General features: G+C 69.8%; 12 protein-coding genes. 11 read left to right on the top strand and 1 reads right to left on the bottom strand.

Going from position 1 to position 23,325, the window contains the following annotated elements:
- Nucleotides 1–205 precede the first annotated feature (205 nt).
- The 3 genes from rpoB (at nucleotide 206) to AC3ENX_RS04505 (ending at nucleotide 8,379) form a co-directional block, all read left to right on the top strand.
- Complete coding sequence (gene rpoB, locus AC3ENX_RS04515; RefSeq protein ID WP_434810665.1) at nucleotides 206–3,706, top strand: DNA-directed RNA polymerase subunit beta; 3,501 nt, start codon at nucleotides 206–208, stop codon at nucleotides 3,704–3,706.
- 48 nt (nucleotides 3,707–3,754) lie between these two features.
- The gene (gene rpoC / locus AC3ENX_RS04510) at nucleotides 3,755–7,630 is read left to right on the top strand and encodes a DNA-directed RNA polymerase subunit beta' (protein WP_434810664.1); all 3,876 of its coding nucleotides are present in this window, start codon (nucleotides 3,755–3,757) and stop codon (nucleotides 7,628–7,630) included.
- Between the two features lie 116 nt (nucleotides 7,631–7,746).
- The gene (locus tag AC3ENX_RS04505) at nucleotides 7,747–8,379 is read left to right on the top strand and encodes a hypothetical protein (protein WP_434810663.1); all 633 of its coding nucleotides are present in this window, start codon (nucleotides 7,747–7,749) and stop codon (nucleotides 8,377–8,379) included.
- Nucleotides 8,380–8,382: 3 nt separating this feature from the next.
- On the opposite strand, the gene AC3ENX_RS04500 is transcribed toward AC3ENX_RS04505, so the two are convergent.
- Nucleotides 8,383–8,985, bottom strand: a complete 603-nt coding sequence (locus AC3ENX_RS04500; RefSeq protein ID WP_434810662.1) for a hypothetical protein — start codon at nucleotides 8,983–8,985, stop codon at nucleotides 8,383–8,385.
- A gap of 135 nt (nucleotides 8,986–9,120) precedes the next feature.
- Between AC3ENX_RS04500 and AC3ENX_RS04495 the strand changes: the two genes are divergently transcribed.
- The 8 genes from AC3ENX_RS04495 to AC3ENX_RS04460 all read left to right on the top strand — a co-directional run bounded on the left by AC3ENX_RS04495 (nucleotide 9,121) and on the right by AC3ENX_RS04460 (nucleotide 23,324).
- Nucleotides 9,121–10,191, top strand: coding sequence for an ABC transporter (locus AC3ENX_RS04495; RefSeq protein WP_434810661.1), 1,071 nt, complete (start codon nucleotides 9,121–9,123; stop codon nucleotides 10,189–10,191).
- Nucleotides 10,191–10,670, top strand: coding sequence for a DUF6121 family protein (locus tag AC3ENX_RS04490; protein WP_434810660.1), 480 nt, complete (start codon nucleotides 10,191–10,193; stop codon nucleotides 10,668–10,670). The genes AC3ENX_RS04495 and AC3ENX_RS04490 overlap by 1 nt, the downstream gene beginning before the upstream one ends.
- Before the next feature lie 47 nt (nucleotides 10,671–10,717).
- Nucleotides 10,718–11,383, top strand: a complete 666-nt coding sequence (locus AC3ENX_RS04485) for a spermidine/putrescine ABC transporter substrate-binding protein (protein WP_434810659.1) — start codon at nucleotides 10,718–10,720, stop codon at nucleotides 11,381–11,383.
- 112 nt (nucleotides 11,384–11,495) lie between these two features.
- Entirely contained in the window at nucleotides 11,496–12,626 is a 1,131-nt protein-coding gene (locus AC3ENX_RS04480; RefSeq protein WP_434810658.1) for a serine/threonine-protein kinase, read from the top strand.
- The gene (locus AC3ENX_RS04475) at nucleotides 12,626–18,565 is read left to right on the top strand and encodes an Ig-like domain-containing protein (protein ID WP_434810657.1); all 5,940 of its coding nucleotides are present in this window, start codon (nucleotides 12,626–12,628) and stop codon (nucleotides 18,563–18,565) included. Before AC3ENX_RS04480 ends, AC3ENX_RS04475 begins: the two co-directional genes overlap by 1 nt.
- A gap of 18 nt (nucleotides 18,566–18,583) precedes the next feature.
- On the top strand, nucleotides 18,584–19,549 hold the full coding sequence (locus AC3ENX_RS04470) for an AAA family ATPase (protein WP_434810656.1): 966 nt from the start codon (nucleotides 18,584–18,586) through the stop codon (nucleotides 19,547–19,549).
- A gap of 17 nt (nucleotides 19,550–19,566) precedes the next feature.
- Nucleotides 19,567–20,898 (top strand): DUF58 domain-containing protein, encoded by a 1,332-nt coding sequence (locus AC3ENX_RS04465; protein ID WP_434810655.1) that lies wholly within the window; start codon nucleotides 19,567–19,569, stop codon nucleotides 20,896–20,898.
- Entirely contained in the window at nucleotides 20,895–23,324 is a 2,430-nt protein-coding gene (locus tag AC3ENX_RS04460; RefSeq protein ID WP_434810654.1) for a transglutaminase domain-containing protein, read from the top strand. The genes AC3ENX_RS04465 and AC3ENX_RS04460 overlap by 4 nt, the downstream gene beginning before the upstream one ends.
- Nucleotide 23,325 lies beyond the last annotated feature (1 nt).

Here is a 23,325-nt window from a genome sequence, read left to right as displayed (position 1 = left end):
GGTCAAGGATGCCGCTGGACATGGCGCGCCGAAACTCCTATAGTGAGTAGTTGCGCTCCCTTTCCCCATGCCTTCATATGGTGGTCGGCATGTGTCCTGCGCGCCCCCGCTGAACAAGCGGCGCGCGTCGTGCAGGCGGATTCGGGAGCACTCCACCTGACGACAAGGAACACCGGCCCTGCCCGGGCCCACGGAGGTTATCCCCTTGGCTGCTGCGCGTAACGCAACCACTTCCACCACCACCCCCAAGAACGGCCGCGGCGCATCGCGTCTGTCGTTCGCGAAGATCTCCGACACGCTGACGGTCCCCGACCTGCTGGCGCTGCAGACGGAGTCCTTCGACTGGCTCGTCGGCAACGAGGCCTGGAAGGCGCGCGTCGCCGAGGCTGAGGCCGCCGGTCGCACCGACGTGCCGTCGGTGAGCGGACTCGAGGAGATCTTCGAGGAGATCTCGCCCATCGAGGACCTCGCCGAGACGATGCAGCTCTCGTTCACGAACCCCTACCTCGAGCCCGAGAAGTACTCGATCGAGGAGTGCAAGGAGCGCGGCAAGACCTACGCCGCCCCGCTGTACGTCGAAGCCGAGTTCATGAACCACCTCACGGGTGAGATCAAGACCCAGACGGTCTTCATGGGCGACTTCCCGCTGCAGACCAGCCGCGGAACGTTCATCATCAACGGCACCGAGCGAGTCGTCGTCTCGCAGCTCGTGCGTTCGCCCGGTGTCTACTTCGACAAGACCCCCGACAAGACGAGCGACAAGGACATCGTCTCGGCGCGCGTCATCCCGAGCCGTGGTGCATGGCTCGAGTTCGAGATCGACAAGCGCGACCAGGTCGGCGTGCGCATCGACCGCAAGCGCAAGCAGTCGGTCACCGTGTTCCTCAAGGCCCTCGGCCTCACGAGCGAAGACATCCTGAACGAGTTCGCCGGCTTCGAGTCGATCGAAGAGACCCTCAGCAAGGACACGATCCTCACCAAGGAGGACGCGCTCCGCGACATCTACCGCAAGCTCCGTCCGGGTGAGCAGGTCGCCGCAGAGGCCGCCCGCGCGCTGCTCGACAACTTCTACTTCAACCCGAAGCGCTACGACCTGGCCAAGGTGGGTCGCTACAAGATCAACCAGAAGCTGGGCCTCGAGGCCGCCCTCAGCGACTCGGTGCTGACCGTCGACGACATCGTCGCGACCATCAAGTACCTCGTCCGCCTGCACCGCGGCGACGTCACCTTCGAAGGTGTGCGCAGCGGCAAGCAGGTCGAGATCCGTCTCGACGTCGACGACATCGACAACTTCGGCAACCGTCGCATCCGCGCCGTCGGCGAGCTCATCCAGAACCAGGTCCGCACCGGTCTGTCGCGCATGGAGCGCGTCGTCCGCGAGCGCATGACCACGCAGGACATCGAGGCGATCACGCCGCAGACCCTGATCAACGTGCGCCCCGTCGTCGCCGCGATCAAGGAGTTCTTCGGAACCTCGCAGCTGTCGCAGTTCATGGACCAGAACAACCCGCTCGCGGGCCTGACCCACAAGCGTCGCCTCTCGGCGCTCGGCCCCGGTGGTCTGTCGCGTGAGCGCGCAGGTGTCGAGGTCCGTGACGTCCACCCGTCGCACTACGGCCGCATGTGCCCGATCGAGACGCCGGAAGGCCCGAACATCGGTCTGATCGGCTCGCTCGCATCCTTCGCACGCATCAACGCGTTCGGTTTCATCGAGACGCCGTACCGTCGCGTCACCGGCGGCAAGGTCAGCAACGACATCGACTACCTGACCGCCGCCGAGGAGAACGACTACATCGTCGCCCAGGCCGGTGTCGAGCTGAAGGCCGACGGATCGTTCGCCCAGGACCGCGTGCTCGCACGTCGCGGCAAGGGCGGCGAGGTCGACCTGTTCCCCGCCGATGAGATCGGCTACATGGACGTCTCGCCCCGTCAGATGGTCTCGGTCGGCACCTCGCTGATCCCGTTCCTCGAGCACGACGACGCCAACCGCGCCCTCATGGGTGCGAACATGCAGCGCCAGGCCGTGCCGCTCCTCGAGAGCGACTCGCCGCTGGTCGGCACCGGTATGGAGGGCTACGCGGCCATCGACGCCGGTGACGTCATCACCGCCGACAAGCCCGGTGTCGTCGCATCCGTCTCGGCCGACGTCGTCACGCTGCAGCTCGACGAGGGCGGCACGAAGGACTACTTCCTGCGCAAGTTCGACCGCTCCAACCAGGGCAACTCGTACAACCAGCGTGTCGTGGTCTCGGCCGGCGACCGTGTCGAGGTCGGCGAGGTCATCGCCGACGGCCCCGCCACCGAAGACGGCGAGCTCGCCATCGGCAAGAACCTGCTCGTCGCCTTCATGACGTGGGAGGGTCACAACTTCGAGGACGCCATCATCCTCAGCCAGGAGCTCGTGAAGAACGACACCCTCTCCTCGATCCACATCGAGGAGTACGAGGTCGACGCGCGCGACACCAAGCTCGGCAAGGAGGAGATCACCCGTGACCTCCCCAACGTCAGCCCCGAGCTGCTGAAGGACCTCGACGAGCGCGGCATCGTCCGCATCGGCGCCGAGGTCCGCCCCGGTGACATCCTCGTCGGCAAGGTCACGCCCAAGGGTGAGACCGAGCTGTCGGCCGAGGAGCGTCTGCTCCGCGCGATCTTCAACGAGAAGAGCCGCGAGGTCCGTGACACCTCCCTGAAGGTGCCCCACGGTGAGCAGGGCACGGTCATCGCCGTCAAGGAGTTCAACGCCGAAGAGGGCGACGACGAGCTCGGCTCGGGCGTCAACCGCCGCGTCGTGGTCTACATCGCCCAGAAGCGCAAGATCACCGAGGGCGACAAGCTTGCCGGCCGTCACGGCAACAAGGGCGTCATCGCGAAGATCCTGCCGGTCGAGGACATGCCGTTCCTCGCCGACGGAACCCCCGTCGACGTCGTGCTGAACCCGCTCGGCATCCCCGGCCGCATGAACTTCGGCCAGGTGCTCGAGACCCACCTCGGATGGATCGCGAAGCAGGGCTGGAAGGTCGAGGGCAACCCCGAGTGGGCCGCCGCGCTTCCCGAGTCCGCCCGTGAGGCAGCGCCCGGCACGAAGGTCGCCACCCCGGTGTTCGACGGTGCCCGTGAGGAGGAGATCGTCGGTCTGCTCGACTCGACGCTCCCCAACCGCGACGGCGAGCGCCTGATCGGCGGCAGCGGCAAGACGACGCTGTTCGACGGTCGCACCGGCGAGCCGTTCCCGGCTCCGATCTCGGTCGGCTACATGTACATCCTGAAGCTGCACCACCTCGTGGACGACAAGATCCACGCCCGCAGCACCGGCCCCTACTCGATGATCACCCAGCAGCCGCTCGGTGGAAAGGCGCAGTTCGGCGGCCAGCGCTTCGGTGAGATGGAGGTGTGGGCGCTCGAGGCCTACGGTGCCGCGTACGCGCTGCAGGAGCTCCTGACGATCAAGTCCGACGACATCGTGGGGCGCGTCAAGGTCTACGAGGCGATCGTCAAGGGCGAGAACATCTCCGAGCCCGGCATCCCTGAGTCCTTCAAGGTGCTCATGAAGGAGATGCAGTCGCTCTGCCTGAACGTCGAGGTCCTCGGCGCCGACGGCACGGCTGTGAACCTCCGTGACACCGACGACGAGGCCTTCCGCGCGGCGGAAGAGCTCGGCATCAACATCTCCACCCGGTTCGAGTCGTCGTCGATCGACGAGATCTGATCCGACCCGATTACCGACGACTGAATCTTTTTCGACACAGGAGAACTCGTGCTCGACGCAACAACTTTCGATGAGCTTCGCATCGGTCTCGCCACCGCCGACGACATCCGTCGCTGGTCCTTCGGTGAGGTCAAGAAGCCTGAAACCATCAACTACCGCACGCTGAAGCCGGAGAAGGACGGCCTCTTCGGCGAGCAGATCTTCGGCCCCTCCCGCGACTGGGAGTGCGCCTGTGGCAAGTACAAGCGTGTCCGCTTCAAGGGCATCGTCTGTGAGCGCTGCGGAGTCGAGGTCACCAAGAGCTCGGTCCGCCGTGAGCGCATGGGCCACATCGAGCTCGCCGCGCCCGTCACCCACATCTGGTACTTCAAGGGCGTGCCCTCGCGCCTCGGGTACCTGCTCGACATGGCGCCGAAGGACCTCGAGAAGGTCATCTACTTCGCCGCCTACATGGTGATCTCGGTTGACGAGGATGCTCGTCACCGTGACCTCCCGACGCACGAGAACAACCTGCGCCTGGAGATCAAGAACCTCGCCGACCGTCGCGACTCGCGTGTCGCCGACCGCCTCGCCAAGCTGGAGGAGGAGCTCGCCGCACTCGAGGCGGAGGGCGCCAAGGCCGACCAGAAGAAGAAGGTCAAGGACGCCGCCGAGAAGGAGATGGCGCAGGTCCGCAAGGGCGCCGACGAGCAGATCGCGAAGCTCGAGCGCATGTGGGAGGAGTTCCGCACGCTCGAGGTCGGTCAGCTCAAGCAGGAGGACGACGTCTTCCACGAGCTGCAGGACCGCTTCGGCCAGTACTTCGAGGCCCACATGGGCGCCGAGGGCATCAAGCGCCGCCTCGAGTCCTTCGACCTGGCCGCTGAGGCCGAGTCGCTGCACCTGCAGATCGCCGAGGGCAAGGGTCAGCGCAAGATCCGCGCGATCAAGCGCCTCAAGGTCGTGAACTCGTTCCTCGCGACGGGCATGAGCCCGGCCGCGATGGTGCTCGACGTCGTCCCGGTCATCCCGCCGGAGCTGCGTCCGATGGTCCAGCTCGACGGTGGCCGCTTCGCCACCAGCGACCTGAACGACCTGTACCGTCGCGTGATCAACCGCAACAACCGTCTTCGTCGTCTGATCGACCTCGGTGCCCCCGAGATCATCGTCAACAACGAGAAGCGCATGCTGCAGGAGGCCGTCGACGCGCTGTTCGACAACGGCCGCCGCGGCCGCCCCGTCACCGGTACCGGCAACCGTGCCCTGAAGTCCCTGAGCGACATGCTCAAGGGCAAGCAGGGTCGCTTCCGCCAGAACCTGCTCGGCAAGCGCGTGGACTACTCGGGCCGTTCGGTCATCATCGTGGGTCCCCAGCTCAAGCTCCACCAGTGTGGTCTGCCCAAGCAGATGGCCCTCGAGCTGTTCAAGCCGTTCGTCATCAAGCGCCTGATCGACCTCGGTCACAGCCAGAACATCAAGGCCGCCAAGCGTGCCGTCGAGCGCACCCGTCCCGAGGTCTGGGACGTGCTCGAGGAGATCATCCGCGAGCGCCCCGTGCTGCTCAACCGTGCACCCACGCTGCACCGCCTCGGCATCCAGGCCTTCGAGCCGCAGCTCGTCGAGGGCAAGGCCATTCAGCTGCACCCGCTCGTGTGTGCCGCCTTCAACGCGGACTTCGACGGTGACCAGATGGCCGTGCACCTGCCGCTGTCGGTCGAGGCGCAGGCCGAGGCCCGCATCCTCATGCTGGCGTCGAACAACATCCTGAAGCCGTCGGACGGCCGCCCGGTGACCCTGCCCTCGCAGGACATGATCATCGGTCTGCACCACCTGACCACGGTCAAGGAAGGCGCCCTCGGTGAGGGCCGCGTGTTCGGCTCGGTCGGCGAGGCGATCCTGGCCAAGGACGAGGGCACCCTCGACCTGCAGGCCAAGGTCCGCATCCGCGTGCCCGGCCTCACGTTCCTCGAGGGCGAAGCGCCCGAGGGCTACGAGCGCCACGGCCTGCTGGACGCATCGCTGGGTCAGGCGATCTTCAACGACACGCTCCCCAAGGGCTACCCGTTCGTGCGGGGCCAGGCCGACAAGGGCAAGCTGTCGCAGATCGTCAACAAGCTCGCCGAGGAGTACCCGAAGACCGAGGTCGCGGCATCCCTCGACCGGATCAAGGACGCCGGCTTCTACTGGGCCACCCGTTCGGGTGTGACCGTCGCCCTCAGCGACGTGCTGACGCCTCCCACCAAGAAGGAGATCGTCGCCGGCTACGAGAAGAAGGCGGCCAAGGTCCAGGGCCAGTTCGAGAAGGGTCTCACCACCGACGCCGAGCGTCGTCAGGAGCTCATCAAGATCTGGACCGAGGCGACCGACGAGATCCAGAAGGCCATGCGGGACAACTTCCCCGAGGACAACACCATCAACCGCATGGTGAGCTCGGGTGCCCGTGGTAACTGGCTGCAGATCCGAAACATCGCCGGTATGCGTGGTCTGGTGAACAACCCCAAGGGTGAGATCATCCCCCGTCCGATCATCTCGTCGTACCGCGAGGGTCTGTCGGTGGCCGAGTACTTCATCGCGACCCACGGTGCCCGTAAGGGTCTGGCCGACACGGCCCTCCGTACCGCCGACTCGGGCTACCTGACGCGTCGTCTGGTCGACGTGTCGCAGGACGTCATCATCCGTGAAGACGACTGTGGCACCTCGAAGGGCCTCGAGTTCGTCATCGCGGCGCCCGGCGCCGATGGTCAGCTCGTCCGCGACGCGAATGTCGAGAACTCGGTGTTCGCCCGCACGCTGGCCGCTGACGTGGTCGACCCGAAGGGCGACGTGCTCGCCGCTGCCGGTGAGGACGTCGGCGACGTGCTCATCGACAAGCTCGTCGAGGGCGGCGTCGAGACCATCAAGGTGCGCTCGGTGCTCACGTGTGACTCGGCCGTCGGCGTCTGCGCGAAGTGCTACGGCCGTTCGCTCGCGACCGGCAAGCTCGTCGACATCGGTGAGGCCGTCGGCATCATCGCGGCCCAGTCGATCGGTGAGCCCGGTACCCAGCTGACGATGCGTACCTTCCACACCGGTGGTACCGCTGGTGCAGACGACATCACGCAGGGTCTGCCCCGTGTGCAGGAGCTGTTCGAGGCGCGTACCCCCAAGGGTGCGTCCCCGATCGCCGAGGCCGACGGTGTCATCAAGATCGACGAGACCGACAAGGCCAAGAAGGTCATCCTGACGCCCGACAACGGCGACGAGCCCGTCGTCTACCCGGTGCTCAAGCGCGCCACGCTCCTCGTCGAGGACGGTCAGCGCGTCGTCGTCGGCCAGCCGCTGCAGGTCGGCACGCTCGACCCCAAGGAGGTCATGCGCGTGCAGGGTGCCCGCGAGGTGCAGAAGTACCTCGTCGGCGGCGTGCAGGGCGTGTACCGCTCGCAGGGTGTGCCGATCCACGACAAGCACATCGAGGTCATCGTGCGCCAGATGCTGCGCAAGGTCACCGTCGTCGACCACGGCGAGACCGAGCTGCTGCCGGGTGAGCTGGTGGACTTCAAGCGCTACCAGGAGCTCAACCGCAAGGCCGTCTCCGAGGGCAAGCGCCCCGCTTCGGGTCGTCCCGAGCTGATGGGTATCACCAAGGCGTCGCTCGCGACCGAGTCGTGGCTGTCGGCCGCGTCGTTCCAGGAGACCACCCGCGTCCTGACGCAGGCGGCCATGGAGGGCAAGAGCGACCCGCTGGTGGGCCTGAAGGAGAACGTGATCATCGGAAAGCTGATCCCGGCGGGCACCGGTCTGAACAAGTACCGGAACGTCACCGTGGAGGCGACCGAAGAGGCCAAGAGCGAGCGGTACCCCAACCGCATCTTCGCCTCGGACGGCGCGTACAGCGACGCCGACCTGAGCTACGTCGACTTCGACAGCTTCACGACCGACGACTTCACCCCGGGCACCTATAACTGACCCGAGGCAGTCTGATGAAGGCCCCCGGTATCCGACAGGATGCCGGGGGCCTTCTCCGTTGGCAGCGCGGCGGCGCGCGTTCGTCGCCGCGGGGTCTCTTCACGTAGCGTGGAGGCATGGCACGGACTGGGGGACGCAGCGCGGTGTTCGCGTGGATCGTGGGGTCGCTGTGCGCCGCCGTCGTCATCACGCTGGCGGTGTTGACGCTGCCGCTGCTGCCGATCGGCGCGACCTGGTTCGGCGGCGAAGCGACACCCGAAGCGTCCGACGCGCCCGCCCGCGAAGCGGTGCCGGGTGAGCCCCGTGAATGCCAGGATCTTTACGGTGACGCGCTGTGGGCGGCGCTGCGCTGGACGCCTTCTGCCGAACTGGAGGTGTCGCGGGACGCGCCGGCGACCGCTGCCACGGGCGTCGTCGACACGCTGACACCCGACGTCCGCTTCACGTGCGCGTGGACGTCGGAGCGTGGAGAGATCTCCACGACCTACGCCGACGTTCCGGCGGACGCCCCGTCGGTCATCCGCGCCGTGCTGCCCGAGGAGGGCTTCACGTGCGACAAGGTGGCCGACCGCATCCGCTGCACGCGGACGACGACCGAGGGCGAGGGTGACGAAGCGATCCAGACTGTCGAGACCATCGAGGCGGGCGACGGGCGATGGCTCTCGAGCGTGCAGCACGGCTGGCATCCACAGGCGTACGCAGGACGCACCGCCGATCGCGTGTGGGCGGTCAGCCTCGCTGCCGAGTGAGGCTCAGGGCCACAGCTTCGACACGATCGACGCCGTGAACCCCTGCGGCGCGAGTGCCGTGTACTGCGTGTCGATGATGACGCCGTCGCGGAAGAACAGCGTGCGCCCCTCGGTGACCTCGATGGCGTGATCGGTGTTGGTCCACTGCTTCTCGCATCGCACCCCACCGTCTGGTTCATAGCACTTGAAGCCTTCGTCGACCTGCAGCAGGTACAGGGCGTCGCTGGCCTCGCGCTCGGGGGCATACCCGATCACGACGACGAGTTTGGTGACGGTCGCGGCGGGATCGGCCCAGACGCACACGCGCGTGCTGTCTTCGCGGATGCCGCCGCCCATGCCCGGCGCGTTCAGCGGGATGCCCTCGAGTTCGGCGCGCATCTCGTCGGTGAGCAACCCGTCGCAGTCGGCGGGGAGCGCTGTGGTCGACGCGGTTGCGCCGGTGGGGAACGGCGCGATCTCGGGGCCCACCGGTGTGGCGGATGCCGATGGCGCGGCGGCGGCGGGGGTGTCGGTGGGTGCGGGTGCCGCTTCGGGCGCGCAACCGACGAACGCGATCGCCGCGAGGGGGAACGCCAACGCGGCGGGCAGAAACGGTCGCCGGATCATGCCCTCAACGATACGTCCCACCATCTCGTGTTCCCGTCACCTGCCGACACGTCGGCACGCCTCACGGGTGGCGGGCACTGCCGGCGGTAACCTCGCACTGCGGTGGCGTGCGCCCCGCGTGAGGAGCATCCCGCCATGAGCGACCCCAAGTACGGCGAGCCGGTCGACGAGACCCCCGACACGTCCGCTTCCCAGGGCGTCGACGACGTGGTCGGCAGCGCCAACGAAAGCCTGGCCGACGCCGAGGCCGCGTCGAACGACGCCGTGAGTTCCCCAGAGCCGGCCGCGTCCGACGTCGAGGCGCCCGCCGAGCAGGCTGAGGCCGCTCCGGCTGCGCAGCCCGCCGAATCGGCAGCCGACAAGGCCGCCGCTGCAGACGCATGGGATGCCGAATTCTCGTCGCACGGTGACGGTGCTGCACCCGCGGCGCCCGTGACCGACACGGCCGCGCCCGCCGAGCCCGCGACGGGTGCTGCTGTCGCCGGAGGCGCGGCTGCGGCGTACTCCGCTCGCGACACCGAAACGTCCCGCGAGCCCGAGGCCTACCGCGCGCCCGAGGCGTACCGCGAGCCGGTCACGACGTCCTACGCCGACACGTCCCGTGAGACGGCGGCCGAGCCTGTTGTGCCGGCGACCCCGCAGCCGATCTTCGTGCAGGCTCCCGAAGCACCGCGGGTGCGTGGCAACCGCGGTGCCGCCGGCGCCATCGGCCTGCTGGCCGCGGTCGTCTTCGCACTGCTCTACCTCGCAGCGGCCCTCGGCCTGCGCGCCGCCGTCGGTGAGGTCACGGGCGAGAACTTCGGCACCGAGGCGCTCGGTGCGCTCACGTCGTGGTGGTTCTGGGTGCCGGTCGCGGTGTTCTTCATCGGCTTCTGGCTGCTCGGCGCGATCATCAACCGCGGACGCTGGGGACACTGGGTCGTCTTCGGTCTGTTCGTCGGTGTCGCGGCGTACGGCGGTCACCTGCTCGGTCAGCTCTTCGAGGCGCAGTTCTGGACGCTCACCGCGAGCGCCGGTGCTGAACTCGTCGGCGAGCAGCTGCTCGCGCCGCTCGCGATCGTGGCGTTCGTCATCGGCCGCGAGATCACGATCTGGTTCGGCGCGTGGGTCTCGTCGCGCGGCAAGCGTGTGACCGAGCTCAACAACGAGGCGCAGCGCGAGTACGAGCGCACCCTCGAGGCGGGGCCGCAGCTGCACCGTCAGTGATGTCCGATCCCGGCGGAGGTGTCGCGCCACCGGTTGCGGCGGCGCTGTCGACCGCCGGGTTCGCAGCCCTTGCGATCGCGGGTCTCGGGGTGACGAGCGTCCTGCTCGACGTCGAGGTGATCGCGGTGCCGGGGCTCGGGAACGTGCCCGGCGCCGCCGCGATGGTCTGCTCGATCGGCGGCGTCGGTGCCGTGCTGGCCACGGTGCTGCGCCGACCGCGACCGTCGTACGCCGCAGCGGGCACGACGGCGGTGGTCGCGTTGCTCGCCTACCTCGTGGGTCTGGTGCTGGGCGCGATCGTCACCGGCGTCGATCCCGCGCGCGCGGGATCGGCGGCGGGCACGTTCGCGCTGTCATGGTTCGCCCTCGTACTGGTGGGTGCGGCGCTTGTCGCCGGGTGGGGCGCCGTCGCACTCGTGCGAACGGGCGCCGACCGGCCGCGCTGGCCGTGGGAGCACACCGACCCGGGCGACGAGTAGTCCGCAAATCCCTGCGCATCCGGGTGCGACAGGGGACAATGGATGCCGTGGAGCGCTCGGTCGAGACCCAGGTGAGCCAGGCTGTTGACGCCTGGCTCCGCTGGCTTCCGCGCTGGCAGCCGGCGACCCACAAGGGCCGGGTCGCTCCGTGTCGTCGCTGTTTCGGGTCGCCGGTGCTGTCGGCGGCGGGGCTCGGCGCCGACGTGCCCCATGGTGTGCAGCACGGATTGTCCACCCGCATCAAGACGATCGTCGATCATGCTGTCGCCGACTACACGGCCCGCAATCTGCCGATGCTGCAAGCCGAGCTGGACCAGCAGTCCGCACGCAACCACGCCCGCAGCTATCGCCCGACCGAAGGGCTCGAGCCCGAGTTCGAGGGCCTGCCGATGGACCCGGATCCGGTGCCGGGGGCACCCTTCCTGTTCACGATCTCGGGCATGGCCGACGCCGCCGACGCCGATGTGCCCGCGCTCCCGCCGCTCAGCGACGAGGCCAAGGCGGCACTGCGACAGGAAGTCGCGCTGGCCGACGACTACGCGAACATGGTGGGGCGCGAGGTCTGCGCCATCTTGCTGCATCATCGGCTGCGTATCCAGGCGGCGATCTCGCAGTACGTCGAACCCCAGATCAGCGCACTGCTCGACGAGCTGACGCGCTCGCTGGATGCGCCGTTCGACCCGAACGCAGACCCGGGCCTTCCAGAGCTCTGACGGCGTCGCGCTTGTTAGCATTGCCGGGTTATGCACCGGATGCCGATCGGGCGACCCGGTGTCGGATCTGTCGTCACGATGCCCGCGGTGACGACTTTCGGTTGGGGGTGCGATGACTCGGAGACTTCCGTCGTCGGCGCCCGTGCTGCCCGGCCTCGCCTACGTCCGTCCGCTCGGTTCCGGCGGCTTCGCCGACGTCTTCCTCTACCAGCAGGACATGCCCAGGCGTCAGGTCGCGGTCAAGGTGCTGCCCGCAGATGAGCGCGACCCCGAGCTGCTGCGCATGTTCAACGCCGAGGCCGATGTGCTGGCCCACCTGTCGGCCCACCCGTCGATCGTCACCGTCTATCAGGCCGGCATCTCCGCCGACGGGCGGCCGTACATCGTCATGGAGTACTGCCCGGGTTCGCTGGCGCAGCGGTATCGCATCGAGCGGCTGCCGGTCGAAGAGGTGATGGCGACGGCGGTGCAGTTGGCCGGTGCGCTCGAGTCCGCCCACCGTGCCGGTCTCATCCATCGCGACATCAAGCCCAGCAACATCCTGGTGACCACGTTCGGTTCGTCGGTGCTCGCCGACTTCGGCATCTCGGCATCCCTGTTGCGCCAGCCCGCTGACGAGCTGCTGGCGATGTCGGTGCCGTGGAGTGCGCCCGAGGTCGTCGGTGAGCACACGAGCGGCACGGTGGCCAGCGAGGTGTGGAGTCTCGGCGCGACGGTGTACTCGCTGTTGGCCGGTCATAGCCCCTTCGAGCGGCGTGAGAAGGGGCAGAACAGCCGGGACCAGCTGCGTCGCCGCATCTCGCGAGCAACCTTCGTGCCGGTGCCCCGCGCCGATGTGCCCGACGGGCTGCAACAGGTGCTGGCCACCGCCATGGCGCGCGAGCCCGAGGCCCGCTACGCGTCGACGCGTGAATTCGGTGAGGCCGTGCGCGAGGTGCAGCGCGGGTTGGGGCTCGCCCCGACGGCGCTGGAGGTGCCGGCCGCGGAGTGGATGCCGGAGCGGATCGATCTCGACGACGCGAGCGCGCGAGGTCCGGTGCGCAGTCGCCTGCCGCAGGAGGGGCGTCGTCGCGCGGCCTCCGGCATCGACGAGATCACGCATCGCCGCCGCGATGAGGACACCGACATCTCGGGGGCAGACGAATCGCGAGCCCCGGTGTGGCCGTGGGTGCTCGCGGCGGTGGCGGCGCTGGTCGTCGTCGCATCGACGATCGCGATCGTCGTCGTCGTCGGGGCCGGCTGATGCGACGCGGCACGCTCATCGGGTTCGGCGCCGTCGCGGCGGTGATCCTGACGATCGTGGGCGTGAGCGTCGTGTGGCCGGGCCTCGACGCGCAGGACACACCGCCGACGGATGCGTCGGTGTGGGTGCTGCAGGCCGACGGGCTGCGCTACGGCCGGGTGAACACCGCCGTCGGTGAGCTCGACACGGTGCGCACGGTCGCCAACCCGTCGCGCATCGCCGAGTCGGCTGAGGGCGCGTACATGTTCACCGACAGCGACAGCAAGATGATCCGCATCGACGAGTCGCTGCCGGCCGACCTCGATGTGCAGGGACTCGAAGATGCGACGGCGGCGCCGAGCGGCGTGCGTGAAACGGTGACGGCGGGCGATTTCGTGGCGTACCGCACCGATGCCGGTGCCGTGTATGTCGGGCGGCTGTCGACGGGGTCGACCTCGCAGCTCGACCCGTACGACACCCGCGACGACGAGGATGCCGTGCAGTACAGCTCGGCCGCGATCGCAGTGGACGAGCGTGGCGTCCTGTTCAGCTATTCGAGCGCCGACGACGTCGTGCTGACCTACGACATCGCGTCGTCCTCGCTGCGCGACGAAGACGAGTTCGCCGCCGACATCGACGATCCCCAGCTGTCGGCGGCGGGTGATGACTGGGTCATCGTCGACGCCGCGGCGGGCACGTTCTGGACGGCGGGTGGCAGCGCAGCCCCCGTCGGCGCCGGGTCGACACTCACGCTGGCGCGACCTGACGCGTATGCGGATGCGGTGTACGCAGCCGACGAATCGGGGCTGGTGGAGCTTCCCGTCGACGGTTCGCCCGCACGTTCGCTGTTCGGTGACGGTTCGACGGTGCAGGGCACGCCGGCGCGGCCGGTGACGCGCGACGGCGTCGTGTACGGTGCCTGGCTCGCCGAGGGGACCGGCGGTGGCACCCTGTGGCGTTCCGACGCCGGACCGGCAGAACTGTCGTACGGGGGATTGGGGCTGCCCTCGCAACGGCGTCCCGTGTTCGCGTCCTCGGGCGACGCGCTCGTGGTCAACGACTCCCGCTCGGGATGGGTGTGGCTGGTGGAGGGCGCGCGCCTGCTGCCGTCGACCCAGGACTGGACGCTCGACGAACGCATCGAGAGCGAGTCCACGCCGAGCGACCAGGAGCAGTCGGTCGTCATCGAGCCCAAACCGCCCGTCGCCGTCGACGATGCGTTCGGGGTCCGTCCCGGGGCGCTCGTCGCGCTGCCGCTGCTGCTGAACGACCACGACCCCAACGAAGACGTGCTGAGCATCGACGCGGCGTCTGTCACCGGCCTCGACCCGGCCTTCGGCACGCTCACCACGACCGACGACCAGCAGCGTCTCGCCGTACGCGTCTCGCCCGACGCATCGGGCGCCGCCTCGTTCAGCTACCGGGTGACCGACGGCACCTCCCACGACGGGTTGCTGTCCGAGGAGGCGACCGTCACGCTCACCGTCGCCGCCGACTCCGACAACTCCGCACCGGTGTGGTGCGTCGATGACTGCCGCCAGGAGTGGCCGGTGCCGACCGTCGCGCGCGGCGGGACGGTCACTGTGCCGGTGCTCTCGGACTGGGTCGACCCCGAGGGTGACCCGTTGTTCCTGCTGTCGGCTGACGGGGCGGGCTCCGGCAGTGTCGCCGCGACGCCGTCGGGGAGCGTCGTGTATCAGCACACCGACGACGGCTCGGGCGGCGAAGAGACGGTCCGCATCCGCGTCACGGTGTCGGATGCGCGCGGCGCGACCGCCACCCGCCCGCTTGAGATCCGCGTCGTCGCAGACCCCGAACCGCGGATCCGGTCCTTCGCCATCGTCGACACCGTCGGCTCTCGGGTCACCGTCGACGTCGCCCCGCACGTGACCGGCACCGCGGGCGACACGACCGTGACCGACGCGCGTGTGCTCGACGACGCGACCGCGACCGCGACCGTGGTCGGCGGCACGACCCAGTTCGACTTCTCCGCGACCGAGCCGGGCGTGTATCGCGTGGCCGTGACCGTGTCGGTCGCCGGGCGCGAGGCCACCGGAACAGCACGCATCACCCTGCTGCCCGAAGACGCACCCGCACAGTTGGCGACTGCGCCGGTCGTCGCATTCGTGCGCCCGCAGGCAGACGCGACCGTCGACGTGTTCGCCGCCGTCTCCAATCCGACGCGCCGCGTGCTGCTGTTGAGCGATGTGACCGCGACCCCGGCGCCGGGCGCGTCACTGTCGGTGGATGCCGTCGCGCAGACGCAGCTGCGGGTCTCGGGCACCACGGCCGACGGTGAGACGGGACTGCTCGGCACCGTCAGCTACCGCGTCAGCGACGGCACGAACGATGACGGATCGTCGGTCGAGGGTCAGGCGGCCGTCTACCTGCTGCCGCCCGCGCCAGAAGTCGCGCCCATCGCCGTCGACGACACCGTCGTGGTGCGTGCCGGCAGCCAGGTCGACATCCCCATCCTCCGCAACGACATCTCGCCGGCGGGCGCGCTGCCGCGGATCGCGCCCGAGAGCATCGTCTCGTCGGCCGCTTCGGCACTCGCGTTCGCGTCCGGTGACGTGCTGCGGTACCTTGCCCCGCAGACGGCGGGACAGTACACCGTCGAGTACGCCGTCTTCACCCCCGGTTCGCCGTCGCTCATCGACACCGCAACCGTGCGGATCCGGGTGCAGTCCGACGACGCCAACCGGGCACCGGTGCCGGCCGCGGTGTCGGGCCGGGTGCTGAGCGGTCTGACGACCACGATCCCGTTCGACGGCTTCGGTGTCGACCCCGACGGCGACGCGGTACGCCTCGACGCGATCGTCACCCAGCCCGATGTCGGCTCGGCATCCATCTCGGCCGACGGCACGTCGATCGTCTACGCGAGTGTGCCGGGCGACCGGGGCCAGCACGAGTTCCGTTTCCGTGTCGTCGACGCCCACGGCGCTGAGGGCGAGGGCGTCGCACGGGTGGGGGTCCTCAGCGGCGACGCCAACCCGAGCCCGGTCACCTACACCGACTACGTCCACGTGCAGGCCGGTGTCGACAACGTGATCAGAGTCAGTCCGCTGGCCAACGACCTCGACCCCATGCAGGGTGCGCTGACGCTTAACGGTGTCATCCCTGATGTGCCCGCGACGGATCTCGACGGCTCGCCCAGCGACGAGTTCGAACGGCTCAGCGACCGCATCTCGGTGATCGAGGACGGCACGGTCACGATCGCCGCCGGAACCGAGCCCGGCACGATGTCGTTCCTCTACGACGTCACATCGTCGTCGCAGAACACGGCGCGCGGACTCATCGTCGTCAAGGTGGTCCGCGAGCGGGTGCCCGAGTACCCGGTCGTGACAGACACCGTGCTGACGGTGGAGGATCGTGACGATTTCGCGACCGGAGTCGACGTGCTCACCGGCAAGGTGACCTGGGCGGGCGGCGAGCTGCCCGATCTCGAACTCGGCGTCTGGGGCGACCCCGATGGCGTCGCGGCGAGCGGTCGGCGCCTCAGCGGCGAACTGACCGACAGCACCCGCATCATCCCCTTCTCGGTCACCGGCGTCGTGGGCGACGACGAACTGACCACCTACGCGTTCCTGCGCGTGCCTGCCGCCGCAGAGCTCTCGCTCGCGCTACGTCGGGGGCTGGCGCCGATCGCGGTCGACGAGGGCGACGTGGTCACGTTCGACATGGCCGACCTCGTCGCCGTGCCCGACGACGAGGTGCTCGAAGTCGGCGGCGCCGTCGAGGCCTCCGGTGCGCGCGCTGCGGGCGCCTGCGAGGCGACCAGCGGCACCAAGGTGCGCTACACGGCAGGATCGGGCGCGCCGTGGACCGATGCCTGCCTGGTGCCGGTGCGGCTCGCCGGGCAGCGCGCGTGGACGGTCCTGTCGGTCCCGATCACCGTCGACGCCGAAGAGCCCCAACCCGTCCTCACCCCCGCCGCGCTCACGGTCGCGCCGGGCCAGTCGCGTACGTACGACCTCGCCGACATGACGAGCTGGCAGGGGCCTGAGGACTGGGACGCGCTGCGCTACCGCATCGACGACCAGACGTCTGCGTTCGACGTCGAACTCGACGGTGCGGCGCTCGCGCTCACGGTCGCCGACGATGCCGTGCCCGGCGCGGTCGAGACGGTCGTCGTCGAGATCACCAGTCACGACGGCGTCGCGCCCGCGCGCATCACGCTGCGCGTCGGTGCCGCGCCGTCGACCCTGCCGCGCGGCGGGTCGATCACGCGTCAGTGCAGCCAGGCGGACGGCGGCTCCTGCACGATCGACGTCGTCGGCATCGCCGGCGAAGTCAATCCGCTGCCGGGCACGCCGCTGACAGCCGTGGGCGTGCGCGCCTCTGGGTCGTGCACCGGCGTGACGTTCGAGCTCGCCTCATCGACGCAGGTGCGGGCGAGGTGGACCGAGGACGCGCCGGGCTCGACCTGCACCGCGACCGTCACGCTGCGCGATGCGCAGGGACGTCAGACCGCCGCCGATCGGGGCGCGAGTGTCACCCTCGATCTGCAGGGCTTCCCGGTGGCTCCCGCGAGCGTGACGCAGACGGCCTACGGCGACGGCACGCTCGTGCTCCGCGTCGATCCGGGCGCCGCCCGCCAGGCGTACCCGGCGGTCACGGGGTACGAAGTGCGCCTCGACGGTCGCCGCGTCGCATCGTGCACGGCGCAGGGGGTGTGCCCCGAGATCGCGGCGCCGAACGGCGAACAGCGGGTCTACGAGGCCGTTGCCGTCAACCCGGTCGGCGCTTCACGCGGCGCTGTCCGCACCACCGCCTGGGCGTACGACCCGCCCAGGCCGCCGTCGGCGATCTCGTCGCGGCCCGTCGTCACGTCCGGTGACGGCGGCATCGTGGCGTTGAGCATCACGGGGGTGGATGCCGCGGCCACCGGTGCTCTCGAGATCGCGAGTGCGTCCGGTGAGACGCTCGTCGTCGCGGTCGGTGAGAACCAGACGCAGGTCGCCGTGCCGTCGTATCGGGTGGGCAGCAATACCGCGACCGACGTGACGGTGACGCCGCGGTCGCGGTTCGCCGTCCCGCCCGTCGGTTCGGACGCGCCGGTGATCGAGTCGATCACGGCGCCCGCGAACGGCATCGGGCGCCCGCTCGATGTGACGCTCACGCTGACCGCCGAGTATGCGGGCAACGGGCGAAGCGACGTGACGGCGGTCGCGTCGGCCCGTTCCGGTGGCGACGGATCGCAACTGCGCTTCGGCATCGTCCGCGATGGTGAGACGTGCACGGCCGACAGTGAGAACCGCACGGCCGTGTTCCGCGATCTCCCCGACGGACGCCAGTACGCCTTCGTGGTGTGCGTGGAGTCGCGGTTCGACGGTGCGGGCTACGGGCGCTCGACGGCGCGCGCTGAGGTGCGCGCCGTGCAGAGCAGCGAAGCGCCGACGGGCTACCGGTTCGTCGTCGGTCCGACGGCGCATGTCGAGGGGCAACGGGCGAACTGGACCATCGACCAGACGCCCACCTCCGCCGAGAATCCGCCGTTCGACAACGTCGCCGTCTTCAGCGGCTACCCCACGGGAACCTTCGACGAGGACCCCGGCATCCGGGTGCGGTACGAGCACACCGCCGGCTGGTGGGTGTCGGAGTGGGGCGCCGTCACGCCCGCAGCGGGGAGCGCACCGTTCCAGGTGCAGGCGCAGTGGTCGGTCGATTCCTGCACCGGCGGCACGAGGCTCGTTCCTCGAGGGTCGTCGACCCGCGGCATCGCGAACGTGACATTCAACGCGGACGAACTCGTCTACTACGACGCCGACGGTGCCGTGCTCGACCCCGGGCCCGACCCCTGGATCGTTCCGCTGCTGGCGGTGCGGGCCAGCGGCATCGGCGTCACGGCCGACTGGTCTGCACGCGATTGGTCGCTCCAACCCGCGACCTCGACCTTCTCGACGACGTGTACGCCCGTGCTCCCCGAGCCGGAGCCCGAACCCGAGCCTGAGCCGTGAACCTGTGAGGATGACAGCATGACCATCACCGAAGAGCAGGCGACCTGGTTCGCCCAGACGTTCGGCCAGCTCGCCGACAACATCGAGCGCGCCGTGCTCGGCAAGCGGCACGTCGTCGAACTCGTGCTCACGGCGATGCTCAGCGAAGGCCACGTGCTGCTCGAAGACGTGCCTGGCACCGGCAAGACCTCACTCGCGCGAGCCGTCGCGCAGTCGGTGCAGGGAACGACCAGTCGCATCCAGTTCACCCCCGACCTGCTGCCGGGAGACATCACCGGCGTCACGGTCTACGACCAGCAGACCGGACGGTTCGAGTTCCACGAGGGGCCGGTCTTCGCCACCATCGTCCTCGCCGACGAGATCAACCGCGCCTCACCGAAGACGCAGTCGGCGCTGCTGGAGGTGATGGAGGAGCACCGGGTCACGATCGACGGCGTGAGCCACGACGTCGGGCGTCCGTTCCTGGTGCTGGCGACCCAGAATCCGGTCGAACAGGCCGGCACCTACCGACTGCCCGAAGCGCAGCTCGACCGCTTCCTCATGCGGGCGTCGCTCGGGTACCCCGATCACGCCGCCACCGTCCGCATCCTCGACGGCGCCGCCGTCGCCACCGAAGAACTGTCACCTGTCGTAACCACGTCCGCACTCGTGGGCATGGCAGAACTCGCCGGCGAGGTGTACGTCGACGCGCTCGTGCTCGACTACATCGCGCGCATCGTCGACGCGACCCGTTCGGCCGACGAAGTGCGGCTCGGCGTCAGCATCCGCGGTGCACTGGCGCTCACACGCGCAACCCGCACGTCTGCTGCGGCGGCCGGACGCACCTACGCCACACCCGACGACGTGAAGCGCCTGGCCGTCCCGGTGCTGGCGCACCGTCTCATCCTGCACCCCGAGGCGGAGTTCGACGGGGTCAGCGCGGATGCCGTGATCGGGCAGGTGCTGCTCGATGTCGCACCGCCCACGAGGCGCGATCCGGCGTGACGCTCGGCGAGACCCGGGTGACCCGCACCTCCGCGACGACGGCGAACGATCGCACGGAGGTCACGGTCGCGCGCGGACGCTCGCTCGTCGGTGCCGCCGTGTGGATCACGCGGGCGTGGCGCGCACTGCGGAGGGGTGTGCGGGCGGTCGTCCGCGCCGGAGGCCGCACGATCCGCCCCGCCGGGCTGCTCGTGCTCCTGACCGCATCGATCGGGCTGATCGTGGGTCTCGCCCTCGGGTGGATGGAGTGGATTGCGGCCGGAGCGGTGGCCGTCGTGCTGCTGCTGATGAGCGTGCCGTTCCTGTTCGGTGCGCGGTCCTACGACGTCGACCTCACGCTCTCGCACGAGCGGATCGTGGCGGGCTCCTCGGTCGAAGGCGGCATCATCGTCCGCAACACGGGCCGCCGCGCGACCCTTCCCGGCCGCATCGACGTGCCGGTGGGCGAGGGGCTCGTCGAGTTCGGTGTGCCCCTGCTGCGCGCCGGTCACGACACGATGCGCGCCCTCGACATCCCGCCCCAGCCGCGCGGCATCCTTCGCGTCGGTCCCGCCGTGACGGTGCGAAGCGACCCGCTGGGGCTCATGCACCGGGAGCATGCGTTCGACGACGTCCACGACCTGTACGTGCATCCGCGCACGGTCTCGCTGCCGTCGACGAGTTCGGGACTGATCCGTGACCTCGACGGCAGTCCGACGCGTCGCCTCGTCGACGCCGACATGTCGTTCCACGCCATCCGGGAGTACGTCGCGGGCGATGCGCGTCGCCAGATCCATTGGAAGTCCACCGCCAAGACCGGTCGGCTCATGGTGCGGCAGTACGAAGAGTCGCGCCGCTCCCGGATGGCCGTCGTGATGGGGCTCGCCGAACGGGAGTACGCGTCGGCCGACGAGTTCGAGCTGGCGGTGAGCTGCGCGGCCTCGCTGTCCGTGCGGGCGGTCACCGACGCGCGCGACCTGGACGTCGTGGTGGGCGCCGAGGTGCCCCGCGTCGTGCGCGGCCGGCTCCGAGCCATCCGGCACATCCCCGCGGGGGGACCGCGGCCCCTGCTCGACGGGTTCAGCGGGGTGGACCGGCTGCATGACACGATGTCGCTGCGCGATGTGTGCCGGCTCGCCGCCGAGGCCAACGAGCGCCTGTCGATCGCGATCATCGTGACCGGATCGACGCTCGGGCTCAATGCCCTGCGGCAAGCTGCCCTCGCCTTCCCGGCCGACACCGCGGTCATCGCCGTCACGTGCGATGAGCGTGCGCACCCGCGGTCGGGGCCTGCCGGCACGCTCACGGTGCTCACCGTCGGCACCCTCGACGATCTCGCGGGCCTCATGCTGCGGGGGGCGACCTCGTGAGGGCCACGACTGCACGCATCGTCTCGGGCGCACTGTTCGCGTTCGTGACCGCGGTGTTGGCGGCGATCGCGGCATGGCCGATCTACCGATCCGGGGCGTTCCTCACACTCGTGGCCGTCGCGTCCGCCGTCGCCGCGCTCATCGCCGCGGTCGTGACCTGGCGGCGCTGGAGCGGGTGGGCGGCAGCGGGACTGCTGGCGGCGGCGGTGTTCGTCCTCGGCGTGCCGCTCGCAGTGCCTGGGCGCGTCGGCGGGGCCGCCGAACTGCTCCGCGGGCTCGGCGATCTGGCTGCCGGGTTCGTGCTCGGATGGAAGGACCTGCTCACGGTCGACCTGCCGGTGGGCTCGTACCGAAACCTCCTCGTGCCGGCGCTCGCCGTCTTCCTCGTCGGCACCTGTGTCGTGCTGCTGCTCGCCTGGCGCGCCGACCGGCTCGCATACGGCGCCGTGCCGCCGGCGCTCGCGATGGTGTGGTTCGGGCTGCTGTTCGGCCGTGCGTCGGTGAGCAGTCCCTGGGTGTGGGGGCCGATCCGCGTACCGGCGCCGGTCGAGACGGCGGTCGGCATCGGCGCCCTCCTGGCGGGCGTGCTGTGGCTGTCGTGGCGCGCACGCGATCGCCGTCGCCGCGCCCTCGAACGCGCCGCCGAGTCGAGCGGCGTCCGGCTGCGTCGGCGCATCGGCCGTGGCGACACCCGTCGCGTCGCCCTCGGCGTCGGCATGCTCGCCGTCGCCGCGGTCGGCGTCGCAGCCGTCGTGCCTGCCGCCGCCGAGCCGGTCGAGCGCACGGTGCTGCGCGGTTCGGTCGGGCCCGAGGTGCAGCTGTCCGAAGCGGTGAGCCCCTTGACCTCCTATCGGACGCTGTTCGCCGACGATGTCTACGCGACGGTGCTGTTCACCGTGACCGGGGCGTCCGTGCCGGAACGTGTGCGGCTCGCCGTGCTCGATGACTACGACGGCGCCGAGTACCGCACCGGTGTGAGCGGGTCGTCCAGTCGCTTCGTCCGCGTTCCCGCTGAGACGGCCGCCGACCCGGGCGTCTCCGTCGACGCATTCGTGGGCATCGGGATGTTCTCCGACATCTGGATGCCGGTGGCCGGCGACCTCGCTGCGGTGGACTTCGAGGGCATCCGCGCCGCGACGCTCGCGGACGGCTTCTATTACAGCGACGACCTGGATGCCGCCGTCCAGACGCAGCGGTGGAACCCGGGCGACCGCTACCGTCTGCGCGCGACGGCCGCAGAGGTGCCGGCGCTCACCGACATCGAAGCGCCCGGATCCGCCACCGGCGACGTCGAGCCGCCGCCGGCGCTGGTCCGCTGGGTCGAGGAGCACCGGGAGGGCGACGGCGGCGCGGCCCTGGCATCCCTCGTCGACCTGCTGCGCGAACGCGGCTACCTCAGCCACGGGCTCGCAGACACCGAGACGCGGTGGCGCGCCGACTTGCCCGGGTACGATTTCGCCGCGAGCGCTGCAGGCCACTCGCTCGCCCGCATCGACGCCATGTTCCAGGCGCTGCTCGAACGCGAAGCCGACCCGCGGGCGCTCGAAGCGGGCAACTTCGTGGCGGCGGTCGGCGACGATGAGCAGTTCGCGGTCGCCGTGAGCCTCATCGCGCAGCAGCTCGGGTTTCCGTCGCGGGTCGTCGTCGGCGCACGCGTCGGGGAGCACCCCGACGGACTGTCGGCGTGCGATGCGGGAGGCTGCCGGGCGGGCGACATCAGCGCGTGGGTCGAGGTGCGCGGCGCCATGGGCGACTGGGTGCCGGTCGACGTCACGCCGCAGCACGAGGTCGTGCCGAGCCTCGAGGTCGCCCAGCAGCGCGACCCCGAAGTGCCGACGCAGGTCGATCCCGACACGATCGAAGAGGTCACCCCGCCCAAGCCGTCGCAGGAGGACACCGTGCGCGACGACGACACCCCTGTCGGGGCGGATCTGGGCTGGCTGTGGGCGGCGTTGCGCATCGTCGGTGTGAGTGTCGGCGGTATCTTCCTCGTGCTCGCGCCGTTCCTCGCGATCCTCGTGGGCAAGGCGCTGCGCCGCCGACGGCGCAGGCGGGCCGCCGCCGCAGCCGCGCGGATCAGCGGCGGCTGGGACGAGTTCGTCGACGCTGCCGTCGATTCGGGCAGCGCCTCTCCGGGGGCGCGGACGCGTGTCGAGTTCGCAGCCGACCACGGTTCTGCGGGCGCGGCGGGCTTGGCCGCGACGGCGGATGTCGCCACGTTCTCAGGTCGCCCGATGACGCCCGACGAGGCCGACGAGTTCTGGCGCATCGTCGAGCGCGAACGCCGCGGCATGTCGAGCGGGCTCTGGCATCGGCTGCGCGCGGCCGTATCGTTGAGATCGTTCGTCCGCACCTCGCGCGCAGCGCGACCCGGACGACGAAACACCGAGAGGGGGAGTCGCGGCCGCGTCGACCGCGACACGTGAG

Source organism: Microbacterium sp. bgisy189 (assembly GCF_057707225.1).
The sequence above is the reverse complement of the archived record's forward strand: the minus strand, read 5'-3'. Positions and strand labels throughout refer to the sequence as shown.

What these genes read in the sequence shown, in the direction of transcription:
- AC3ENX_RS04505 (WP_434810663.1), top strand. Translation starts at nt 7,747, where the DNA reads ATGGCACGGACTGGGGGACGCAGCGCGGTGTTCGCGTGGATCGTGGGG.
- AC3ENX_RS04500 (WP_434810662.1), bottom strand. Translation starts at nt 8,985, where the DNA reads ATGATCCGGCGACCGTTTCTGCCCGCCGCGTTGGCGTTCCCCCTCGCG.
- AC3ENX_RS04495 (WP_434810661.1), top strand. Translation starts at nt 9,121, where the DNA reads ATGAGCGACCCCAAGTACGGCGAGCCGGTCGACGAGACCCCCGACACG.
- AC3ENX_RS04490 (WP_434810660.1), top strand. Translation starts at nt 10,191, where the DNA reads ATGTCCGATCCCGGCGGAGGTGTCGCGCCACCGGTTGCGGCGGCGCTG.
- AC3ENX_RS04480 (WP_434810658.1), top strand. Translation starts at nt 11,496, where the DNA reads ATGACTCGGAGACTTCCGTCGTCGGCGCCCGTGCTGCCCGGCCTCGCC.
- AC3ENX_RS04475 (WP_434810657.1), top strand. Translation starts at nt 12,626, where the DNA reads ATGCGACGCGGCACGCTCATCGGGTTCGGCGCCGTCGCGGCGGTGATC.
- AC3ENX_RS04470 (WP_434810656.1), top strand. Translation starts at nt 18,584, where the DNA reads ATGACCATCACCGAAGAGCAGGCGACCTGGTTCGCCCAGACGTTCGGC.